Annotated in this window: 12 protein-coding genes; all 12 read right to left on the reverse strand. The window is 64.4% G+C overall.

Annotated elements, in window-relative coordinates; genetic code table 11:
• Positions 1-19 precede the first annotated feature (19 nt).
• The gene (locus JYG34_RS18215; RefSeq protein WP_213657735.1) at positions 20-655 is read right to left on the reverse strand and encodes a class I SAM-dependent methyltransferase; all 636 of its coding nucleotides are present in this window, start codon (positions 653-655) and stop codon (positions 20-22) included.
• Entirely contained in the window at positions 652-1,353 is a 702-nt protein-coding gene (locus JYG34_RS18220; protein ID WP_213657736.1) for a WbqC family protein, read from the reverse strand. Before JYG34_RS18220 ends, JYG34_RS18215 begins: the two co-directional genes overlap by 4 nt.
• 314 nt (positions 1,354-1,667) lie before the next feature.
• Positions 1,668-4,418: a glycosyl transferase gene (locus tag JYG34_RS18225; protein ID WP_213657737.1), complete on the reverse strand. Its 2,751-nt coding sequence runs from the start codon at positions 4,416-4,418 to the stop codon at positions 1,668-1,670.
• A gap of 25 nt (positions 4,419-4,443) precedes the next feature.
• A complete protein-coding gene (locus JYG34_RS18230; RefSeq protein WP_213657738.1) occupies positions 4,444-8,019 on the reverse strand; it encodes a glycosyltransferase in 3,576 nt (1,191 codons plus the stop codon).
• A 159-nt stretch (positions 8,020-8,178) separates the two neighbouring features.
• On the reverse strand, positions 8,179-9,747 hold the full coding sequence (locus tag JYG34_RS18235) for a flagellar hook-associated protein 3 (RefSeq protein ID WP_213657739.1): 1,569 nt from the start codon (positions 9,745-9,747) through the stop codon (positions 8,179-8,181).
• A 13-nt stretch (positions 9,748-9,760) separates the two neighbouring features.
• A complete protein-coding gene (gene flgK, locus JYG34_RS18240; protein WP_213657740.1) occupies positions 9,761-11,806 on the reverse strand; it encodes a flagellar hook-associated protein FlgK in 2,046 nt (681 codons plus the stop codon).
• A 12-nt stretch (positions 11,807-11,818) separates the two neighbouring features.
• Positions 11,819-13,009, reverse strand: coding sequence for a flagellar assembly peptidoglycan hydrolase FlgJ (flgJ, locus tag JYG34_RS18245; RefSeq protein ID WP_213657741.1), 1,191 nt, complete (start codon positions 13,007-13,009; stop codon positions 11,819-11,821).
• Positions 13,010-13,020: 11 nt separating this feature from the next.
• Positions 13,021-14,130, reverse strand: coding sequence for a flagellar basal body P-ring protein FlgI (locus JYG34_RS18250; protein WP_011534926.1), 1,110 nt, complete (start codon positions 14,128-14,130; stop codon positions 13,021-13,023).
• 12 nt (positions 14,131-14,142) lie between these two features.
• Entirely contained in the window at positions 14,143-14,838 is a 696-nt protein-coding gene (gene flgH, locus JYG34_RS18255) for a flagellar basal body L-ring protein FlgH (RefSeq protein WP_213657742.1), read from the reverse strand.
• Positions 14,839-14,917: 79 nt separating this feature from the next.
• Positions 14,918-15,703, reverse strand: a complete 786-nt coding sequence (flgG, locus tag JYG34_RS18260; protein ID WP_213657743.1) for a flagellar basal-body rod protein FlgG — start codon at positions 15,701-15,703, stop codon at positions 14,918-14,920.
• A 48-nt stretch (positions 15,704-15,751) separates the two neighbouring features.
• Complete coding sequence (flgF, locus tag JYG34_RS18265) at positions 15,752-16,492, reverse strand: flagellar basal-body rod protein FlgF (RefSeq protein WP_213657744.1); 741 nt, start codon at positions 16,490-16,492, stop codon at positions 15,752-15,754.
• A 216-nt stretch (positions 16,493-16,708) separates the two neighbouring features.
• Positions 16,709-22,336 carry a calcium-binding protein gene (locus tag JYG34_RS26365; RefSeq protein WP_283811768.1) on the reverse strand — a complete coding sequence of 1,876 codons (5,628 nt, stop codon included), beginning with the start codon at positions 22,334-22,336 and terminating at the stop codon, positions 16,709-16,711.
• Positions 22,337-22,398: the final 62 nt, after the last annotated feature.

The following is a 22,398-nucleotide window of genomic DNA, read 5'->3' on the forward strand; positions in this document are numbered from 1 at the left end:
AGAGTGATAGGACAGTTCGTCAAGAAGCCTTGCGCACGAGCAAGGTGAACTCGTACAGACCGTAGTCATGCAAGAGTGCCACCTCTCTGGAGTAGGTTCTTTTGCACAGATCAAAATAGAAACAGGGATCACCGTAATACAGGTAATCGCGCATGAAGGGAGGGTCCGAGTACGAGGTGAGGCAGTTGAAGGCAAAGCCCTTGCGACTACAGGCATCCATGGCATGCAGCACATCGGCGATGTAGGCCTCCCAAACGTCGCGGGCGGTACCCTGGCACACATTGAAAATGCCACTGGCCACTGCATAGTCCGCCTGTCGCGATGCGCGCTGAGCTACTTCGAAACGCACCACATCGTCATCCGGATGCTGCTGCCTGGCCGCGGCGATCATCTGCTCGGACACATCGTAGCCATGGTAGTCCACCGCCAGGCCGCGCTCGCGAAGCCAGGTCAGCAGCGCGCCATAACCACAGCCGACATCAATCAGGCTGAACCCCTCTCGCTGCTCGTCGACGGGTACCAGTTTCAGCAACTGGGCAAAACGCTGCTGCTGGGAGGTGCTGCCATTCCAGTCAACGCCCTCGGGGGTTGCACCGTGCGCAAGCACACGCGACGAGTAGTAATCCGCCACACCTTGCAAGAGGTCTGTAGTCATGGATGCCGCTCCAGAAAGTTTGATGCTTCGCTACCGGTGTTGAACAACAGATCGACGACACTGACCGCATGTTCGAACGCGCCGAACAACTGTGGATATTCTGGATAACCCGCATAACTCATGTACGAGACGTCAAGACCGGCGGCGGCGAACGCCGCTTCATCCAGGTAGCTGCTGGCTGCCGGACCCGATAGATACTCAGTGGCGCCCAAGGCCTGGCACAGGTGTATCAGCCTCTCGTTCTTACCCGCTTCGCTACGCCCGAGGTGCTCGGAGCGATACAGCGGTGTGTGGATGTTGAGCAACGCGCACAGCCCGGTGATGAATAGCTGATTGATGGCCGACAGGTCGGCAAGCTCGGCGGCTTGCTCGTAGAGGGTGCGAACCGGAAGCTCCATCTGATTGAAACAGGCCGCTCGTCGGTAGTTCATCTCGATTGTCTTCCAGTGCCTGGCCGCCCAATCCGGCTCACTGACCTGCACCTCATTGATCAACTGCTCGTATCGCCCCCGGTTTTTTACCGGTACGCTCAACCAGTGCTCTCCCTGAGCCGTTTTGATCTTGTTGCGATTACGCCAGTCGCGCCGGGTGTACTGGACATCGTCATAAAGAACAAACGCGTCGACACTGCGAATCAAATCGAAGTAGCCCTTCCAAGGGATATAGTTCGATTGCACCACCGCCACTTTCTTTTGCATCGCGGATCCCATAAGCACAGCGCAGGTATTGCCCCGCCTGTCAATAAATCGCCACCGGGCATGAAAAAGCCGGGCTTGTAACCCGGCTTTTGCAAATCCCGCGCCAGCTCCCGCAAAAGCGCTGGTCAAACGGCCATGAAGGGTCCTGGGTAGCTGTTGTGCGTCGGAGGACGACGCAGCCCGAGGCAGTGACGGCGAAATTCCGCGCCCACGAGAATCATGCTATCGCAGGAGCGGCATGGCCGACGGGCAAGATGCCAAGAGTGCCTGAGCGCCCGCCCGATGAAGGACGTGACGCTCAATCGGCGTGCCAATCAAGCCAACTGTTGGATCCAGGTGATGGACGACGGGCCGGCATCGTCGGACAGGTGATCCAGCGCCTTGCGACCATGGAAGACACCAGGCCACTGAGCATCCAGCACGTAGGCAGCTTCACCGTCCAGCGCTGGCAGATCAGTGACGAGCAACTGCGCGCGGGGCGTCCAGACCACCATCAATCCTGCCTGGGCTACAGCCAAGCTCAAGCCGATACCGACATCTCCAACAAGCGGCAGCCCCCCCACATGCTTGACAGTTTCACGGCTCACCATCAGACAGCCATCGGATACCGCGGCACAGCTGCGCACGGAAAGTGGCCAGCGTGCCTTGGTGGCATCCTCGAGCGACAGACGCTGCCAGGGTGCATGCACCCTGGGGCCGGCCAGCAATTCGAAACCTGCATGGGAAAGTGTTCCGTCAAGCGCCCACAGACCGGCACCGACAACCCCAATTTCAGGCCTCTGCGCCTCGTTCAGCAGCGACTCGATCCACGCTGGCGTGATCACCTGGCAGTTCGTCGACAATAACACCAGGTAATCACCGCGAGCCTCGTTGGCTGCCAACCCAAGCAGTTGCTGCCGGGTAGCACCCGCCTCGCCGATCACGACCCGCAGGCGGCTGCCAAACACCTGGAACGCCTCGGCCTGGGCAGCCGCAGACTGCTCGGGAAGAGCCAGCAAAACCTCATAGCGCGGATAGCGGGTCCGCTGGAAAAGATCGGTAATCCATGCCGGATCGAACTCACCCGCAAGCACGATACTCACCAACGGTGTGGCGCTATGGCGGAAATTGATCGCCAGTCCTCCCGCCCCCTGATCACTTATCTGGGCGCGATAGCCCAGCTGGGTGAGGTGGCGATTGAGAGTCTTGCGCGCCTCATCGGTGAATGCCGCGCACGGTTGCTGGCTGACCACCAGGTAGTCGTCCATGTGCGCCAGGCTGGCGACACCGCGATGCTCGACCAGGCGCAGCAACAGGTCATACTCCATGGCCTGCAGGGTAGCGCCATCATATCCCTCCAGCTCGAGCACAGCCTGGCGTCGCACCAGCCAGTGGCGGGCCATCAACCCCGGCTGACTACGCAGCAGGTCCAGATCACTGCCCGGTCGACGCACAGCGAACAGGCGCCCTTCGTCGTCACGCTGGACTTCGTCGGCGGCGATGGCCTGGCAGGCCGGCGCCTGGCCCAGTTCGACCGACAGGCGCAGCAAGCCGCCGGCCAGCAGCACGTCGCCCGCCTCGAGCAACATCAGCCACTCGCTCGGCAATTGCCGCACGACCTGGTTCAGGTGCGTTGCCCAGTTGCTTGCGGTGACCTGGATAAAATGCAGAGTATCGCGCGGCGTGGTGATCGCCGGCGGCTTGCCCGCCTTGAGCACGACCAGCTTGAAATTGCGCACGCCACTGGCCAGCAGGCTGTCGAACGTCGCCTGCAGGGCCATGTTGTCGTTTTCCAGGTCAAGCACGACGAAGGCGATCTGCGGCGCCGGGTGGCTGGCCAGATGGCCCAGCACTCGTTGGCGCGCGGCTTGGTCCGGCGTGGCCGCATCGATCGCGGCGAGCACGCGACCCGATGGAGTCTTGCCCAACTGGTCGCGTGTTTCGATACCGGGCACCTCGATCAGGCGGGCTATCCAGTCGCGCAGTTCCCGGGCCTGATTGGCGTTATCGGCGGCGGTCAGCGTCGACACAAGGCGCTGGCACACCTCGAAATTGAACAGCCCCAGGCTCATTGCCTGCCAGTAACGCATCTGCAGCGTCTCTTCAGTGTCGTTGGGGTGCACCATCAACAGGTCGCGCTGGCGAACCCAAGTGCCCTCCATTGCATGCTGATGGCGCTCGCCGGTCGGCCAGGCATGGCAAAAGAATTCCAGCTCGGTCAGGCGTTCGAACAGCGGGCCATTGTAGTAAGGCATTTGCACGCACTGGCGTGGCTCGAACACGCGCTGCGGATCGTCGCTGATGCTTTTCCACGGCGAGGTGAACAGCAACGGCAGCGCCCCTTGGCTCCAGGTTTCGCGCACGAAGCGATTGAGCGCGGTGAAGCCGTCGTCACTGGCAAAGGCCCCCTGCTGCTCGCCATCCCACTGGCGCAGAATCCGCACCACCTGCACCAGGCGCTCTTCGCGGTCGGCCTGGGTCAGGGTGTCGGACACCGCCTCGCAGACCACGTCGGTCTGGTCGAGGTGGGCGACCTCGCCCTGCAGCAGGATGGCGCAGGCCAAGGCCACACGCCATCCCGCAGGGTCCAGGCCTTGCGGCAACCCGGCCAGCGCCGCCTGCAGGGTCGAGACACGCAGCACCGCGCGCCAGGCCTGCTGTTCGGCGCTGGCGTAATGGCGCAGGCGCTCCAGCGCACCCTGCCCGGCCTGCGCGGCGAACGGCGTGCCAACCTGGTGATAGCTCAGCTCACCGTTGCCGACCGTATAGGCCAGGGCATGCCCCTGCGCGGCTAAGGCCTGCGGCTGGGCCTTCAGGCAGCGGGCGGCGTTGTCCAGCGCTGCCGCCAGGACGAAGTCGGCATCCAGGGCCAGGCACACGAACGGCGTGCCGATCTGCGCCACGGCCGACAGCAGGCGCTCGCCCAGTTGGGCGCCCGACTCGCTGCCCTGCACCGGCTCCAGGCCAAGGCAAGGCACACCGGCCTGGCGATAGTAGTGGAGCGCGCGGGCGCGGTGATCTGCCTGGTCATGCCCCAGCAGGACAACGGTCACTTCGTTACGCGAGCCGATTGCAGTTTCGGTCATAAGGCACCTGTTCAGATTGTCGGTTTCAGTCAGCCAGCCAGGCGTTGGCCCAGTGCTGCAGATGGTGTTCGTTCAATACGTAGTCGCGCAGCACGGCTTCGCGCAGCGCATCCCCCTGGCGGTAGCTGGCCAGCGGATCGCTCAGGTGCATGCGGATCGCCTCCAGCCATTGCTCGGTGGTGTTTTCGCGCACCCGGGTGCACGGCAGGTAGCCGGCATAGGCCTTGGTGTCGGTGCAAATCACCGGGAAACCGCACGCCCCGTACTCGAGCAGGCGCAGGTTGCTCTTGCAGTCGTTGAACAGGTTCTGCTCCAGCGGCGCCAGCGCCAGGTCGAGGTTGAGGCTGGCCAGCTTGCGCGGGTAATCGGTGAACGAGATGCCCGCATGGAACTCCTTGACGTAGGGCCGCAGGATCTCCGGGCACATGCCGAAGAACACCCAGTCGACCTCCCCGGCCAGGGTCTTGATCACTTCCAGCAGCAGCTCCAGGTCACCGCGGTGGCTGGTGCCCCCCGCCCAGCCGACCCGTGGCCGCGCGCTGCTCTGGCGCTGGCTGACCAGCCCCGTCCACAACGGCGCGGCGAGCATGTTGGGCACCACGCGGATGTCCTGGTGCATGCTCGACAGGGCGTCGGCCAACGGCTCGGTGGACACCACCACCCGGTCGCACAGGGAAATGGCGCGGCCGACCAGTTCACGTATGTTGCTCGGCATGTTGCGCGCGTGGTCGTTCTTCTTCGGTGGCTCGATGATGTAGTCATCCAGCTCGTAGATGCGCCGCGCGTTGGAGAAACGTTTGTACTGCTCGATATCCTTGACGTTCGCCGGCGTGTAGCGGCACTGCAGGATCATCACGTCGGGCTTTTCCCGCTCGAGCTCGACCAGCCCCGGGGCGCTGAAGTCGATTCGCCCCTGGATCCATCCCCCCTGCTCCAGGTCGGTGAACGGCTGAACCACACGATATTGCCCGGTCGCGTTGGTGCTGCTGGGCAGCGCCAGTACCGACGGCATGGCGCGGGCGATGAACGGGTCCCAGCCACCACGCAGGCCTGGCTCGAAATTGAAGTTCGGCAGTTTCAGGCTGAGGTGGCGGTTGTAGGCCGGGTCGAGCGCGATCCACGCCATCCAGCGCTCGTGCAGCAGGTCGCGGTCTGCTTGCAGGTCCGGCTTCGTGGCCTGCTCGACCGGGGGCGCCGGCAAGCGGGCCACCCGCGAGAACGGCGTCCACACCGAGAGGTAGCCCGCCGTGCGCGCGCGCAGGCACAGGTCGGCATCGAACAGCGAGCCTTGCAGGTTGGCCGCGTCCAGCCCACCCAGCTCGGCGAACAGGTCACGCCGCACCAGCAGGCAGTCGAGGCTCAGCGCGCTCCAGTTCTGCACCAGGCGCAGGCGATTCATGTAGCCATCCGCGCTCGTCGCACAACCGAGGAACGGGCTGCCTGCCGTCCCTTGCATGCCCAGCACCAGGCCGGCGGAAACGATCGTGCCTTTGTCGTCGAACAGCTTGGGGCCAACCAAGCCGACCTCCGGACGCTGCCCCAGGTGCATCAGCTCGGCGAGCCACTGGTCGTCGAACAGCACGCAGCCGGCATCCAGCAGCAGCAGGTAGTCGCCACGGGCCTGCAGGCTGCCTTCGTTGAGGCTCTGGGCCAGCCCCTGGGCGGCCACCTCGACCACTCGCAGTTGATCGCTGCCCAACCCTTGCAACCCGGCCAGCCAGCCACGCACCTCGGCCGGAGTGTCGGCACTGGCGATCAGCAGCACCTCGAAGTCACGGTACGCCGTGCTCGCGAGCAGCGACTCGACGCAGCGTGTCAGCACCGCCAGGTCGGCACCGGCATGGATGAGGATCGACACACCGGCGGCCTGCGCATGGTGATAGGTGACCCGGGTCATCATGCTGCCTTCGATGCCGGCCACTTCGGCCTCCACGCCCAGGCGCCGCAGGTGGGCCTCCACCACACGCGGTGCCTGGGCGTGCCCACTCGGCTCGGCGAGCCAGTCGGCGTAGCTGCACTGGCACTGCACGAGCACTTCGGCGATATGGTCCACCACCTGCAGGCCATGGGCCTCGACCAGCCGCCACAGCAGATCGTGGGGCGCCAGGCCGTCGAAACCCACGTCGAAACCACCCAGCTCGCGCAACGCCGCGCACTTGAACGCCAGCAAGCGGCCGACGTAGGGCAGGCTGCGCATCAGGTCGAGGTTGAAGTCCGGCTTGAAGATCGGCGCCGAGGGCGCGAGGTTGTCGTTGCTGCCCTCATCGAGGTACAGGCACAGGCCCTCGCCCCGCAGCGCCATGCGCTCGGCCATGATCACCAGGGCGTGGGTGTGCAGGCGATCCCCCGCCTGCAACAGGAACAGCCAATCAGCCTGGCCATCAGCGACAAGCCACTGGTTGAGCAGGTCGAAACCGGCGCCGCGACGCGTCAGGTAGCGCACGTTGTCCCGCACCACCGGCTCGAAGCCCTCGGGCACGAGCACCAGGATGCAGCGGGCCGGGAAGGATTGCTGGGCGAGGCTGTCCAGGGTGACGCGCAAGGCCTTTTCATCGCCGTCCCGGCAGGACACCACCGCCGCGATGCGCGGCTGGCTGGGCCATTGTTCGATGCGCTTGGGCAGCAGGCGCTCCTGCCCCGCAGACAGGCGACGGTACTCCAGCCACTCGGCGTACAGCTCGTCGAAACTCAGGCTGAGGGTGCCGACCTGCTGGTTGAAGTTGGCCATCTGCGCGGTGAACAGTCGGCGAAGATCGAGTTCGTCCCATTTCTGCCCCGGGTCGGCGACGTAGTCGGCCAACGGCAGGTAGCGTACCCAGCCCTCGGCCGGCGCGGCCTCGCCGGTACGCCCCTGGAGCATCTGCAGCAGCCAGTCGGTCTCGGCATCGAACACCTTGACCATGCTGCTCTGGTGGCTCAGGCGCCCTGGGTGCACGCGCTCCAGGCTCAACACCTGGTCCAGGCTGCACAAGTGCCCGCGGCGCAGCAGGCAGGCGTAGAGCGCCAGGTCCAGGCGTGCGGCAAACCCCTGCCCCTCCTGTACCAGGGTCGGCAAGTACGCCTCGACCTGCGCGCGACGCAGCAGTGCGTGGCTGAGCCCACCGAACAGATTGACGCCGTTGTCGGAGATACCTTCCAGCAAGTCGTTGCCGTTGAGCACCGCACTGCACATGGAGATGACGAAGTTCAGCGAGCGCGACGGCAACAGGACGTCATCGGCGGCGCACAGCAGACGCTGGCAGATGACCATGCTGACCTGCGGCAAGTCGCCCAGCATCGCGGCCTGCTGGCTGATGCACGCTCCGAACAGCGTGTCGTCGTCACAGAGGAACTTGATGAACTCGCCGGACGACTGCTCCAGGCACGCCAGCAGGTTGCGGGCAAACCCTTGCCGCACCGGGTTGCGCACGTAACGCACAGGCACCGTGGTGGCGGCACGCAGTTCGTCGCAGATCGCCTCGACCTGCGCATCCGGGCTGTCGTCGCAGACGATGACCTCCAGGCTCGCGTAGTCCTGGGCAATCGCGCTGGCCAGCGTGCTGCGGAAGAATTCGGGGTTGTACGCAGGGATGGCGATACTGACGAGGGGTTGGGCGCTCACGGGTACTCACTCAAAGCAATTGATCGATGCCGCCTGGCTCGCCCCTGCCCCGGTCCGGCATCCTGCCATGGCCGGTGCCATGGCCGAGCCGCCTCGCCTACCAGCAGGGAGCGAGGCGACCCTTGCGGGTGATCACCCCGCTTGGCACGGCATCGTGAATCAGATGTAGTTGACCAGCGACAGGCCGGCGATCTTGGCGTAGGACTGCATGGAGGCCTGGAGCATGTTGGTCTGCATCTGCAGGCGCAACATCACGGTCGCCGGGTCGACTTCGCGGATCGAGCTCTGGGTCTTGGTGTTCTCGGTACCCAACGCCTCGTTGGTCTCGGCCTGGATGTCCAAGGCCTGGCCACGGCCACCGATGGCGCTGATCGACGAGGTCACCTGGTTGGTCGCACTGGCGACGTTGCCGATTGCTGAGTCCAGCGAGGCCAGGAAGTTCTGGCGAGCTGCCGGGTCCTTGTCCATCGGCACCGACAGCGCGGTGCGCAGCTGGCTGATGGTCTGCAGGATGTTCTGGGTCTGGTGGGTGTCCACCTGGACGCCGAACGAGTCGCCCGCGGCCGGCGCGCCGGACAGCTGGAAGCTCACCCCGGATGCCGTGGCCGTGGTGCCGGACAGCGTGCCGGTGGAGATCGGCCGGCTGTTGGCCGACATCGGCGCCGAGTACAGCTCGAAGTCGGTCGGGCTGGTGAACTTGAGCACCGCGCCACCGCCCGGGAACGAGGCGTTGTATTGGGTCTGGTTGGTGATGCTGGCGCCGCTGACCTGGGTCGACGAGCTGTTGCCCGGGCTGCGGCTGCCGGTAATGGTGTCAGGCTTGGACCCCAGCGAGAACGAGTGGCCGGCGATGGCGGCGTCCGGGTTGGCTTCGTCGCCCGGTTTGAAATCGATCTTCAGACGCAGGTCGACGCCACGGAAGGAAATCGAGGTGTTCACGCCTTTCGGGTCGAAGTTACCGCCCTGGCTGGCCTCCAGCGTCACGTCGTTGCCACTGGCGTCGAGGATCTTGTACTGGGTGCTGCTGGTGAACTGGACACTGTACGGCTCGCCACTGCGGAAGCGGTCGTTGTAGGCGACACTGCCGGACACCTGGCCATTGGACAGGCTGACACGGCCATCGTCCACGGCGGGCGAAGTGAGCTTGGTCTGGCTGCGGCTGGTGTTCAGTGCCTGCTCGAACGCGTCGTAGCCGGTCTCGTTGGCCGCCAGGCTGAGCATGTCACCCACCTGCAGTTTCAGCTGGCTCTGGTCGCCCTGGTAGCTGTAGGAACCATCACTGTTGCGCACATACGGCTGGGTATCGCCCTTGGAGCCGGAGAACAGGTACTTGCCGTTCTCGTCCTTGCTGTTCATCAACGAGAACAGCTGCTCTTCCAGCGCCGCCAGCTCGGAGGCGTTGGCCTTGCGGTCGGCGTCGGTGAAGCCGGCGTTGCCGGAGGTAACCGCCAGCTCGTTGACCCGCTGCATCACGGCGCCGATCGCGTTGAGCGTGCTTTCGCTGGTGCCCAGGGCGTTGCGCACGTTGGTGATGTTGCCCTTGTACTGGTCGAGCATGTTCTGCTGCTGCTCGAGCTGCAGCAGGCGCGCGGCCCCCACCGGATCGTCGGCGGCGGTACGCACGCGGATGCCGTCGCTGGACTGCTCCTGGCTCTTGACTGTGTTGGCGAGGCCGCGCTGGTAGTTGGCGCTGCTGCTGTTGTAGAACTGCGAAGTGGAGATGCGCATGATCTACGGCTCCTTAAAGACTGTTGATCAAAGTGGCGAAGGTTTCCTGGGCCGCCTTGATGATCTGCGACGACGCGGTGTAGTACTGCTGGAACTTGACCAGGTTGCCGACCTCTTCGTCGACCGACACACCGGACGCGGTATTGCGGCTGTTCAACGCCGAGGATTGCAGGGCATTGGTGGCATCGGCGTCCATGGTGGCCTGGGAGGCCTTGCCACCGACATTCGACACCAGCTTGGCGTAGGCATCGGTCATGCTGATGCCCTTGCCGTCGGCACCCACCTCGACCGTGGACTTGGTCTGCAGGCCGATCACCGATTGAGCGTTGCGGTTGTCCGCCGAGCCGGAACCGGTCAACGAGACGGTGAAGCTGTCACCGTTCTTCGGTGCGCCGGCAATGTCCATCTCGAAATTGAATTTCTTCTGGACGCCAGCGCCGTCATTGATCGGGTTGCCGCTGCCATCGACCATTGGCACGGACAGCTGCAGCTTGTTGTTCTGGCCGGGAATGATGGTGCCGCTGCCGATGTTGTTGCCCTGGGCGTCGTACATCGTGTAGGCCTGGGGCGACGTCTCGTTGCCGAACACCAGCTTGACCGGGGTCGAGTACTTCAGGCCAGTCTGCAGCTCGCTGCGCTGGGCAGCGTTGTAGATGTCCAGCTTGGACGTCAGCGTGGGCTGGGTGATTTGCCCCGTGCCCTTGTTACCCGAACCGCTGACGGCGGTCAGGGGTGCGGCGAATGCCAGGCGCTTGGGGTCGGTGAGCGTCGATTCGATGGTCCCGGCGGCGTTGCGCGTCGGGGTGATCTTGAAGCTGTCGCCGACACTGGGGGCGCCGCCATTGAGCGCCAGGCTGAAACCATCGATCACCGGCGGTGGGTTGGTGCTGAGGTCGAAGTTGCCCATGTCGGTGCCGTCAGGCAGCCGACGCACGTTGTAGCCGGTGGCGCTGGTGAAGGTCACCTGGTAGTCGTTGGTCGACAGCTTGCCGGTGTCCTTGATGGTCACGTTGAGGTTGCCGGTGGCCGGGTTGTTGCCCAGCTTGGGCACGCTGCGCTCGCTGATGGCCTTGGCACTGTTGATGTCGCCGAACAGCAGCGCACCGAACTCACCGTTCTTGTCGATACCCTGGGCCAGCTGGCTGTTGATGGCGTCGGACACCACCAGGGCCACCCGCCCCAGTTCGTTCAGGGCCGGGTCGAGGGTGTCCTTGCGGTAGCGGATCAGGCCGCCCATCTCGCCACCGGTGGCGCTGTTGGTGATGTCCATCTTGGTGCTGCCGCGGTTGAGCACCAGGCTCATGCGCGTCGGGTCAGTCGGGCTGGGCGCCGTTTCCAACGTCTGTGTGCCGGTACCCAGCACCAGCGACTGGCCGTTCTTCAGGTAGATGTCGTAGTTGCCTTCACGCTCGACCACGTCCACGCCGATCAGCTTGTTCAACTCGCGCACCGCACCGTCGCGCTGGTCCAGCAGGTCGTTGGGCTGGCCGGTGATGGCGCTCATCTTCACGATCTGCTGGTTGTAGTCAGCGATGGTGGAAGTGAGCTTGTTCACCTGGTCGGCGATCGACTTCATGTTCGAATTGATGTTGCTGTTCTGCTGGTTCATCTGCGCCGACAAGGCGTTGAAGCGCTTGGCGAGGGTCTGCGCGCTGGTCAGCAGCAACTGGCGGGAAGCATCTTCGGTGGGCTTGGCCGAAGCGTCCTGGGCGGCGGTGAAGAAGCTCTTCAACGCGGCGGTGATGCCGGTATCGTTACCGTACAGGGCCTTGTCCAGCGGCGTGACCTGGTCGAGATACGAGGAGGCATCGGCGGACAGCGAGGTGGTGGTACGCAGCTGGTTCTCGAGGAACGAGTTGTACACCCGGCGCACGTCGGCCAGCGTGGTGCCAGTGCCGATGAACACCTGGCCGGTCTGTTGGCTACCCTTGGTCTTCTGGACGATCTGCTGGCGAGAGTAGCTTTCGACATCGGCGTTGGCGATGTTGTTACCCAGGGTGTACATCCCGGACTGGGCGGCACCCAGGCCCGACATACCGATATTGATCAAACTCGCCATGGTTCCCTGCCCTTAAAGTTGCGTGGTGGTACCGAGCATTGCGTAGCTCTGTTCCGACTTCATCTGTCTTGCGATCTGCGAGATCTTGCTGGCGTAGTTCGGGTCGGTGGCATAACCGGCCTTCTGCAGCTCTCGCACGAATTGTTCTGGTTTATCGGCAGCCTTCACCGCATCTTGATAGCGCGAATTGTTCTGCAACAGGCTGACCAGGTCGTGGAAGCTGTCCTGGTAACTGTCGTAGGAGCGGAACGCCGCCGTCTCCTTGACGAACTGGCCGTTGCGGAACTCGCTGGTGATCGCCCGCGCCTCGCCGCCCTGCCAGCTGCCGGTGGCCTTGATGCCGAACAGGTTGTGGCTGCTGCTGCCATCGGGGTTGCGCATGACCGACTTGCCCCAGCCGGTTTCCAGCGCGGCCTGGGCCACGAGGTAGCGCGGGTCGATACCGATGCGCTTGGCAGCCTGCTCGGCCATCGGCAGCATGGTGGCGACGAAGGCATCGCTGTCGGCGAAGGCTTTTTTCGGTGCCAACGGCGGCTGCGCGCGACCGAGGATCTGCAGCTTGGCGTCCGGCGCGGCGAACGTGCGCGCCGGCGCCCAGTCACGCATGGCCACGCCACCGGCCGGAATATCGGCGCGGCGCGGCAAGGCGCTGTTGGTGGTCGACGCGGCACTGCCGGCGGACGGCACGATGCCGGCCAGCAAGCGATCGGTGAGTTTGCCCGGCAAGGCCAGGCGGCGCGAATTCAGCGCGGCCACATCGTTGCGCGTGGCAGCATCCTCGGCGGCGCGCTCCGGCGCCGCCACCTTCGAGGCCCACAGCGCCGGCGCCGCCCCCTCGATACGCGGGAACGGGCTGGTGTTGGGGTGCACGGCCTTGTTCTTCGACAGCTGGCGCACCAGCACGTCCTGCAGGCCGATACCACCCCCCTCGCGGGACATGCTCACGGCCAGCTGCTGGTCGTACATGTCGCGGTACTGCTTGACCGTGTCGCTGTTCATCGGGTCGTCTTCGGAGGCCATCACATCGGTGGCCTTGCGCGACGCCTTGAGCATCTCGCTGACGAACAGCGACTCGAACTCCTTGGCCACCTTGCGCACGTTGGCGTCGCTGTCGCGATCACCGTACTTGAGCGAGCTCAGGCGACTGAGGTCGGTGTAGGCACCGCTGTCGGCGGGCGTGGACACCAGGCTCTTCGAATTCATCCGTGGCGTCCTCAGATCACGATCAGGTCGGCTTGCAACGCGCCGGCCTGCTTCAGGGCTTCGAGAATCGCCATCAGGTCGCTCGGCGCCGCGCCGACCTGGTTCACCGCGCGCACGATCTCATCCAGCGTGGTGCCCGGGCCGAACTTGAACATCGGCTTGGCTTCCTGCTGGGCGTTGACCCGCGAGCGCGGCACCACGGCGGTCTGGCCATTGGAGAACGGCCCCGGCTGGCTGACGATCGGGTCTTCGGTGATGGTCACGGTCAGGCTGCCGTGGGTGACCGCCGCCGGCGACACCTTGACGTTCTGGCCGATGACGATGGTGCCGGTGCGCGAGTTGATGATGACCTTGGCCACCGCCTGGCCCGGATCGATCTCCAGGTTCTCGAGGATCGACAGGTAGTCGACGCGCTGGCTCGGGTCCATCGGCGCGGTGACCCGCACCGAACCACCGTCGACCGCCTGGGCCACACCAGGACCGAGCAGCTCGTTGACCTTGTCGACGATGCGCTTGGCGGTGGTGAAATCCGGGCGATTGAGGTTGAGGGTGAGGCTGTTGCCCTGGTTGAAGCCGCTTGGTACCGCGCGCTCGACGGAAGCACCGCCTGGGATACGACCGGCCGACGGAACGTTGACGGTGATCTTCGAACCGTCGCGGCCCTCGGCGTCGAAGCCGCCGACCACCAGGTTGCCCTGGGCGATCGCATAGACGTTGCCGTCGATACCCTTGAGCGGGGTCATCAGCAGGCTGCCGCCGCGCAGGCTCTTGGAGTTGCCGATCGACGACACGGTGATGTCGACCACCTGGCCCGGCTTGGCGAACGGCGGCAGGTCGGCATGCACCGACACCGCGGCGACGTTCTTCAGCTGCACATTGCCAGACCCCGGCGGCACCTTGATGCCGAACTGCGAGAGCATGTTGTTGAAGGTCTGCAGGGTGAACGGCGTCTGGGTGGTCTGGTCACCCGTGCCGTTGAGCCCCACCACCAGGCCGTAGCCGATCAGCTGGTTGGCGCGCACGCCGGAAATGCTGGCGATATCCTTCAAGCGCTCGGCGTGGGCACCGAACGCGCAGGACATCAGGAGTGTCGCGGCAATCAACCGCCTAGCGTTGAACATGGTCATCCGTACTCAGAAGGGCCAGAGCGGGCTGATGAAGAAACGGTCCAGCCAACCGGGCTGGCTGGCATCGGCGAACGAGCCGGTGCCCGAATAGGTGATGCGCGCGTCGGCCACACGGGTGGACGGCACGGTGTTGTCGGTGGCGATGTCGTCGGCGCGAACCAGGCCGGCGATGCGCACCAGCTCCTCGCCGGTGTTCAGGGTCATCCACTTCTCGCCGCGCACGGCGATGATGCCGTTGGGCAGCACTTCAGCCACGGTGACGGTGATCGAGCCGGTCAGGGTGTTGCCCTGGGTGGCCTTGCTGTCGCCCTTGGTGGTGCGGTCGCCGCTGTAGCCGGCCTCCAGCGACAGGTCGCCGCTGCCGAACGGGTTGTTGGTGTTCGGAGAACTACCGAACAGCGAAGTCAGGCCGATGTCGGCCTTGCTGTTCTTCTGGATCTGCGAGCCGGCGTTCTTGCTGGCCGAGGTCCGCTCGTTGAGGGTGATGGTGATGATGTCACCGACCCGGAACGCCTTGCGGTCGGTGTACAGGCTCTGCTCGAAACCAGCCTGGTAGATCGAACCGTTGTTGGCCGCTGCCGGCAGCGGGGTGCGCGGCAGGACCGGCGCGTAGTACGGATCGTTGGGCTTGGGCGTCGGCGCGACGCAACCGGCCAGCAACACCGCTCCCCCCAGGGCGAAAACGGACAACGAATGTTTCATGACGCTTACCTCACGGTGGAACAGGCGCTGCAACAGCGAGCGGATGGTCAGTGGCCCGCGCCAGGCGGGCCACCCGGGCTTACAGCTGCTGGGTGACGAACGACAGCATCTTGTCGGCGGCGGAGATGACCTTGGAGTTCATCTCGTAGGCACGCTGGGTGGTGATCATGTTCACCAGCTCTTCCACGGTGCTGACGTTGGAGTTTTCCAAGGTCTTCTGCAGGGTCAGACCAAAGCCGTTCAGGCCTGGGGTGCCGACCTGCGGCGCGCCACTGGCGGCGGTCTCGAGGAACAGGTTGTTGCCAATCGCCTGCAGGCCGGCCGGGTTGATGAAGTCGGCGGTCTGGATGTTGCCGATGACCTGGGCGGCCGGGTTGCCGGCAGTGGTGATCGACACGGTGCCGTCCTGGCCGACGGTGAAGGTCTGCGCCTCTGGCGGCACGACGATGGCCGGTTCCAGGGCGAAGCCGTTGGCGGTGACGATCTGGCCGTCGGAGTTCAGGTGGAAGGTACCGTCACGGGTGTACGAGACGGTGCCGTCCGGCTGCAGGATCTGGAAGAAGCCACGACCGTTGACCGCCATGTCCAACGGGTTCTCGGTGTTCTGCAGGCCGCCGGTCTGGAAGTTTTTCTGGGTGCCGACGACACGCACACCGGTACCGACCTGCAGGCCCGAAGGCAGCTCGCTGTCCTGGGTGGACTGCGCGCCAGGCTGGCGCTTGATCTGGTACAGGAGGTCCTGGAACTCGGCGCGATCACGCTTGAAGCCGGTGGTCGAGACGTTGGCCAGGTTGTTCGAGATGACCGTCAGGTTGGTGTCCTGGGCGGACAGGCCGGTTTTAGCGACCCAAAGAGCCGGAAGCATTTAGTGTTCTCCTCGTGCGCCTGTTTTACGGCACCCGTTCAAATGTGATTAGCCGATTTGCAAAACCCGAGCCATGGCTTGATCGCCTTCCTCGGCCGCTTTCATCATCTTGACGTGCAACTCGAACTGGCGGGACAGCGCCAGCACCGAAGTCATTTCTTCCACGGCGTTGACGTTGCTGCCTTCCAGGAAGCCCGACACCACGCGCACGTTGACATCGGCGTCGGCCGGCTGGCCGTTCTTGGTGTGGATCAGCCCGTCCGGGCCCTTGACCATGTTCTTGATGTCGGGGTTGACCAGCTTGATGCGGTCGACCTCGGCCATCACCCGCGGGTCCTCGCCCATGGCGCGGATGCTGATGGTGCCGTCGTCACCCACCTCGACCTTCTGCTCCGGCGGAATCGCGATCGGGCCACCGTTGCCCATCACCGCCATGCCATTGCCGGCGCGCAGCACGCCCAGGGCGTCAATGTTCAGGCTGCCGGTGCGCACGTAAGCTTCGCTGCCGTCCGGGGCCTGCACGGCCATGAAGCCATCGCCGGTGACTGCCACGTCCAGCTCGCGGCCGGTCTCGACCATGGGGCCGGCACTGAAGTCGGTGGCCGGGCGCTCGCTCATGGCAAACGCACGCGCCGGAAAGCTGTCGCCGAACACCGGCATCGAACGCGCCTGCTCGAGGTCGCGCTGGAAACCGTTGGTGGAAACGTTCGCCAGGTTGTTGGCGTGGGCCTTCTGCGCCAGCGCGTTCTGGCTGGCGCCGGTCATGGCCACGTAAAGCATCTTGTCCACAGTCATCCTCCGCTGCACGGGCGGTCGATTGCCGCTCGCCGTGGCTTTGCGGTGCTTGGAGCAAGTTTCGCGCCAAGTGCTGCAGAAATGACAAAGGCCCCGTGTTTGCGGGGCCTTTGCTGAAACAGCCGCCGCGCGAGAGACAAAATCTCGGCGGCGGACTGCCGTCAACGGCAAGGGCTGGCCGCCCCGCCGTCATCGATCGTCACTTCGCTGTCAGGTGATGGTGAAGGTGTCTCCGTTGTTGGTCTGGAACGACTCGATGGTGTTGGCGCCGGCATACCAGTCGACCAGTTTGACCCCCGAGTCGACCTTGCCGGTTTCCCAGTTGGCCTTGGTGAACAGGTAGGCATCGTCGCCCAGGCGGCTGAGCACGACATCGCTGAAGGTTTCGAATTTCTTCAGGATGACCTTGTCGGTGCCGACGGTGCCCGTGTCCTGGATCGAGACCTGCGCCCAGGAGTCGACGGTGTAGGTGTCGCCACCCTCGCCGCCATCGCCAAAGCCGGCAGCATTCATGGCCAGTTGATCCGCGCCGGCACCACCGAACAGCTTGTAGCCGACGCCATTGCCCGCCAGGCGGTCATTGCCATCATCCCCATAAGCCGTACCTCTTGCGGTCAGGATGAAGTCGTTGCCCGCATCGCCATGATGGATGCCGCCGAGGTCGTTGCCGCCACCATAGATGGTGTCATCGCCATCGCCGCCATTGATGATGTCGGCCTGGGCGATCAGATGGGTATCGGTGCGGGCGAACGTGCCGAAATCGCCATAATAGATCCCGTCACCATAGAGGAAGTCGTTACCCGCGCCACCATTGATGACGTCATTGCCCTCGGCACCGAAGATCGTGTTAGCGCCAACGTCCCCATTGAGCACATCGTCGTAGGCCGAACCCGCCAGCCCTTCGATACCGACCAGCACATCACCTTCGGCGTCGCCGCCGGTATTGACACCCGTGGCGAGGTTGACCGACACGCCGGCCGAGCTGTTGACATACCAGGCGAAGTCCTTGCCCGCGCCGCCATTGATGCTGTCGGCACCGGCACCGCCCACGAAGTTTTCGTCGCGCGAGGTGCCGATCAGGGTGTCGTTGAAGGCCGAGCCTTCGAAGCTCTCGATGTTGAGGTAGGTGTCAGCGCCCGTTGCATTGAGGTTCAGGGTGATGCCAGCACCTTCGCTGGCGAACGTCAACAGATCGACACCCCCTGCGCCATCGATGTAGTTGGCGTCGTCGTTGACGACAAACACATCACTGGCACCTGAGCCAGAGAAGCGCTCGATGCTGTCGAACGTATCGCCCGCCGCCACACCGGTATGCACCCCGGTCTTGAAGTTCAGGGTAACGCCCATCGCACTGTCGCCGTACGACACAGTATCCAGGCCCGCACCACCAATGAAGCGGTCGGCGCCACCAGCTCCCGCATAGAACGTGTCATTGCCAACACCACCGGTGATGATGTTGTCGCTGGCACTGTCATAGGCCACGAAGTTGCCGGTGCCCAGGTAGGTCAGCGCCTCGACTTCGTTGGTCAGGCGGTAGCTGCCCAGGGTGGTGCGCACTTCGTCGTAGCCGCCACCCGCCTCCTCGAACACCGTCGCATTGCCATTGATGAAATACACATCATCACCCGCCCCACCACGAAACGCCGTGGCAGCGGATGCAGTGGTGAAGGTATCGGCGAACGCCGTACCGGTCACCGTGGCAAAGCCGGTGAATACATCACCCTGGGCATCGCCACCGACGCCAGTGCCACGGCCGGTGTTATCGACGTTGATGGTGATCGCCTGGGCGGATGTCGAGTAGTCCAAGGTATCAGCGCCACCGCCCCCTTCGAAGAGGTGCGCGGTGCCGTCGCTCACGAAGACATCGGCAAAGGTCGAGCCCCTGAAGACTTCGATGCTGTCGAAGGTATCGCCCGCGGCAATGCCGCCATGCACGCCGGTCTTGAAGTTCAAGGTGACCCCGGCCCCGCCAGTGGCATCGCCGTACGAAACGGTGTCGTTGCCCGCGCCGCCGACGAAGCGGTCCGCGCCCGCGCCACCGTACAGCGTGTCGCTGCCGACGCCACCGGTGATGACGTTGTCGCTGGCGTTGCCATAGCCGACGAAGTTGCCCGACCCCTGATAAGTCAAGACTTCGACATCGCTGGTCAGGCGATAGCTGGCCAAGGTCGTGCGCACTTCGTCGTAGCCACCACCCGCGGCCTCGATCACTGTCGCGTTTGCATTGAGGTAGTAGATGTCGTTGCCTTCACCACCGCGCAGCGAAGTGGTGGCCGCCCAGGTGGTAAAGGTGTCGTCGAATGTCGAACCGGCAACAGTGGCAATGCCGGTGAACACGTCCCCTGCGGCATCGCCGCCGACACCGGTACCGCGCCCGGCATTGTCAACCGTGATGGCAATGGCCTGGCCGGAGCCCGAGTAGTCCAGCGTGTCCGCACCGCCGCCACCTTCGAAGGTGTGGGCAGTGGCGTCACTGATGAAGGTGTCGGCAGCGGCCGAGCCACGGAACACCTCGATCCCTTCGAAGGTGTCCCCGGAGGCGATTCCAGCGTGTTGACCGGTCTTGAAATCAAGGGTGATGCCTGTGCCGCTATCGGCATAAGACACCGTGTCGACCCCCGCACCACCGACGAAGCGGTCGCCACCAGCGCCACCGAACAGCAGGTCGTTGCCGGCGCCACCGGTAATCACGTTGGCGCTGGCATTGCCGTAGCCGGTGAAGCTGCCACTGCCGATATAGGTCAGCGCCTCGACTTCATTGGTCAGGCGATAACTGGCCAAGGTCGTGCGCACTTCATCGTAGCCGCCACCGACCTGCTCGAGCACGCTCGCGTTGCCATGCAGGATGTACACATCGTCACCGGCGCCACCTTGCAGGTAGGACGAAGTCGACGACGTGAAGGTGTCGTTCTGCGACGACCCCATCACCGTGGTGATGCCCGTGAACACATCGCCCTGGGCGTCACCGCCCACGCCCGTGCCACGGTTGGCGCTGTCGATGGTGACGGTGATCGCTTGCGCGGAGCCCGAATAGTCCAGCACATCGAGGCCGCCGCCACCTTCGAAGGTGTGCGCCGTGGCATCGCTGACGAAACGGTCGGCCGCAGCCGTGCCACGGAACACCTCGATGCCCTCGAAGGTGTCACCCGCCGCGAAGCCGGTGTGCACGCCGCTCTTGAAGTCGAGGGTGATGCCCGTGCTGCTGTCGGCATAGGACACGGTGTCGATCCCCGCGCCACCGACGAAGCGGTCGCCGCCGTCACCACCGAGCAGCAGGTCGTTGCCGGCACCGCCAGTGATCACGTTGGCGCTGGCGTTGCCGTAGCCGGTGAAGTTGCCGGTACCAACGAAAGTCAGCGCCTCGACGTCATTGGTCAGGCGATAGGTGGCCTGGTTGGTGCGTACTTCGTCGTAGCCGCCACCGGCCAGCTCGTATACGCCCACGCCACCGTACACGTAGTACACATCGTCACCCATGCCGCCCTGCAGCGTGAGCGAGGCTGTCGAGGTCAGGGTGTCGTTGAGCGCCGTACCGATCACCGTGGAAATACCGGTGAACACGTCGCCCTGGGCATCGCCGCCCACGCCCGTGCCACGGCCGAGGTTGTCGATGGTGATGTTGACCGCTTGCGCGGAGCCCGAGTAGTCCAGCACATCGAGGCCGCCGCCACCTTCGAAGGTGTGCGCCGTGGCATCGCTGACGAAACGGTCGCCCACGGCCGTGCCACGGAAGACTTCGACACCCTCGAAAGTGTCACCCGCCGCAATCCCGGTGTGCTGGCCGGTCTTGAAGTCGAGGGTGATGCCGGTGCTGCTGTCGGCATAGGATACGGTGTCGACCCCCGCGCCACCGACGAAGCGATCGCCACCGGCACCGCCGAACAGCAGGTCGTTGCCGGCACCACCAGTGATCACGTTGGCGCTGGCGTTGCCATAGCCGGTGAAGTTGCCGGTACCAACGAAAGTCAGCGCCTCGACTTCGTTGGTCAGGCGATAGGTGGTCTGGTTGGTGCGTACCTCGTCATAGCCGCCACCGGCCAGTTCGTACACAGCCGCGCCACCGTACAGGTAGTACACATCGTCGCCCGCGCCACCCTGCAGGGTGAGCGAGGCCGTCGAGGTCAAGGTGTCGTTCAACGCCGAGCCCATCACCGTGGTGAAGCCGGTGAACACATCGCCCTGGGCATCGCCACCCACACCGGTGCCCCGACCGAGGTTGTCGATGGTGATGCTGACCGCCTGCGCGGAGCCCGAGTAGTCCAGCACATCGAGGCCGCCGCCACCTTCGAAGGTGTGCGCCGTGGCATCGCTGACGAAACGGTCGCCCACGGCCGTGCCACGGAAGACTTCGATACCCTCGAAGGTGTCACCCGCCGCAATCCCGCTGTGCTGGCCGGTCTTGAAGTCGAGGGTGATGCCGGTGCTGCTGTCGGCATAGGATACGGTGTCGACCCCCGCGCCACCGACGAAGCGATCGCCACCGGCACCGCCGAACAGCAGGTCGTTGCCGGCACCACCAGTGATCACGTTGGCGCTGGCGTTGCCGTAGCCGGTGAAGTTGCCAGTGCCGACGAAAGTCAGCGCCTCGACTTCGCTGGTCAGGCGATAGGTGGTCTGGTTGGTGCGTACCTCGTCATAGCCGCCACCGGCCAGTTCGTACACAGCCGCGCCACCGTACAGGTAGTACACATCGTCGCCCGCGCCACCCTGCAGGGTGAGCGAGGCCGTCGAGGTCAAGGTGTCGTTCAACGCCGAGCCCATCACCGTGGTGAAGCCGGTGAACACATCGCCCTGGGCATCGCCACCCACACCGGTGCCACGGCCGAGGTTGTCGATGGTGATGCTGACCGCCTGCGCGGAGCCCGAATAGTCCAGCACATCGAGGCCGCCGCCACCTTCGAAGGTGTGCGCCGTGGCATCGCTGACGAAACGGTCGCCCACGGCCGTGCCACGGAAGACTTCGACACCCTCGAAAGTGTCACCCGCCGCAATCCCGGTGTGCTGGCCGGTCTTGAAGTCGAGGGTGATGCCGGTGCTGCTGTCGGCATAGGATACGGTATCGACACCGGCACCACCGACGAAGCGATCGCCACCGGCACCGCCGAACAGCAGGTCGTTGCCGGCGCCACCGGTGATCACGTTATCGCTGGCGTTGCCGTAGCCGGTGAAGTTGCCGGTGCCAACGAAAGTCAGCGCCTCGACCTCATTGGTCAGGCGATAGGTGATCTGGTTGGTGCGCACCTCGTCGTAGCCGCCACCGGCCAACTCGTACACACCCGCATTGCCATACACGTAGTACACGTCGTTACCCGCACCACCCTGCAACGTAAGCGAGGCCGACGAGGTGAACGTGTCGTTGAGCGTCGAACCGATCACCGTGGAGATACCGGTGAACACGTCGCCCTGGGCATCGCCGCCAACACCGGTGCCACGACCGGTGTTGTCGATGGTGATGTTGACCGCCTGCGCGGAGCCCGAGTAGTCCAGCACATCAAGGCCGCCGCCACCCTCGAAGGTGTGCGCCGTGGCATCGCTGACAAAGCGGTCACCCACGGCCGTGCCGCGGAAGACCTCGATGCCTTCGAAGGTGTCGCCAGCGGCGAACCCGGTATGCACACCGGTCTTGAAATCAAGCGTGATGCCCGTGGTCGAGTCGGCATAGGACACCGTGTCGATCCCCGCCCCACCGATCAGTCGGTCGGCGCCATCACCACCGAACAGCGTATCGTTACCCGCCCCACCATCGATCACATCGTTGCCGGCGCGCCCATATATCTGGTCATCCGCGGCGGTACCAACCAGGTTGTCGGCCCCTGCGGTTCCTTGAATAACAGCCATCGCAACTCCTTCCTTGCTCCAATATTGAACGTCCCTGTGCTGACGCCAATCCTTCGATGGCG

It is taken from the genome of Pseudomonas entomophila (genome assembly GCF_018417595.1).
GTDB lineage: Bacteria > Pseudomonadota > Gammaproteobacteria > Pseudomonadales > Pseudomonadaceae > Aquipseudomonas > Aquipseudomonas entomophila_C.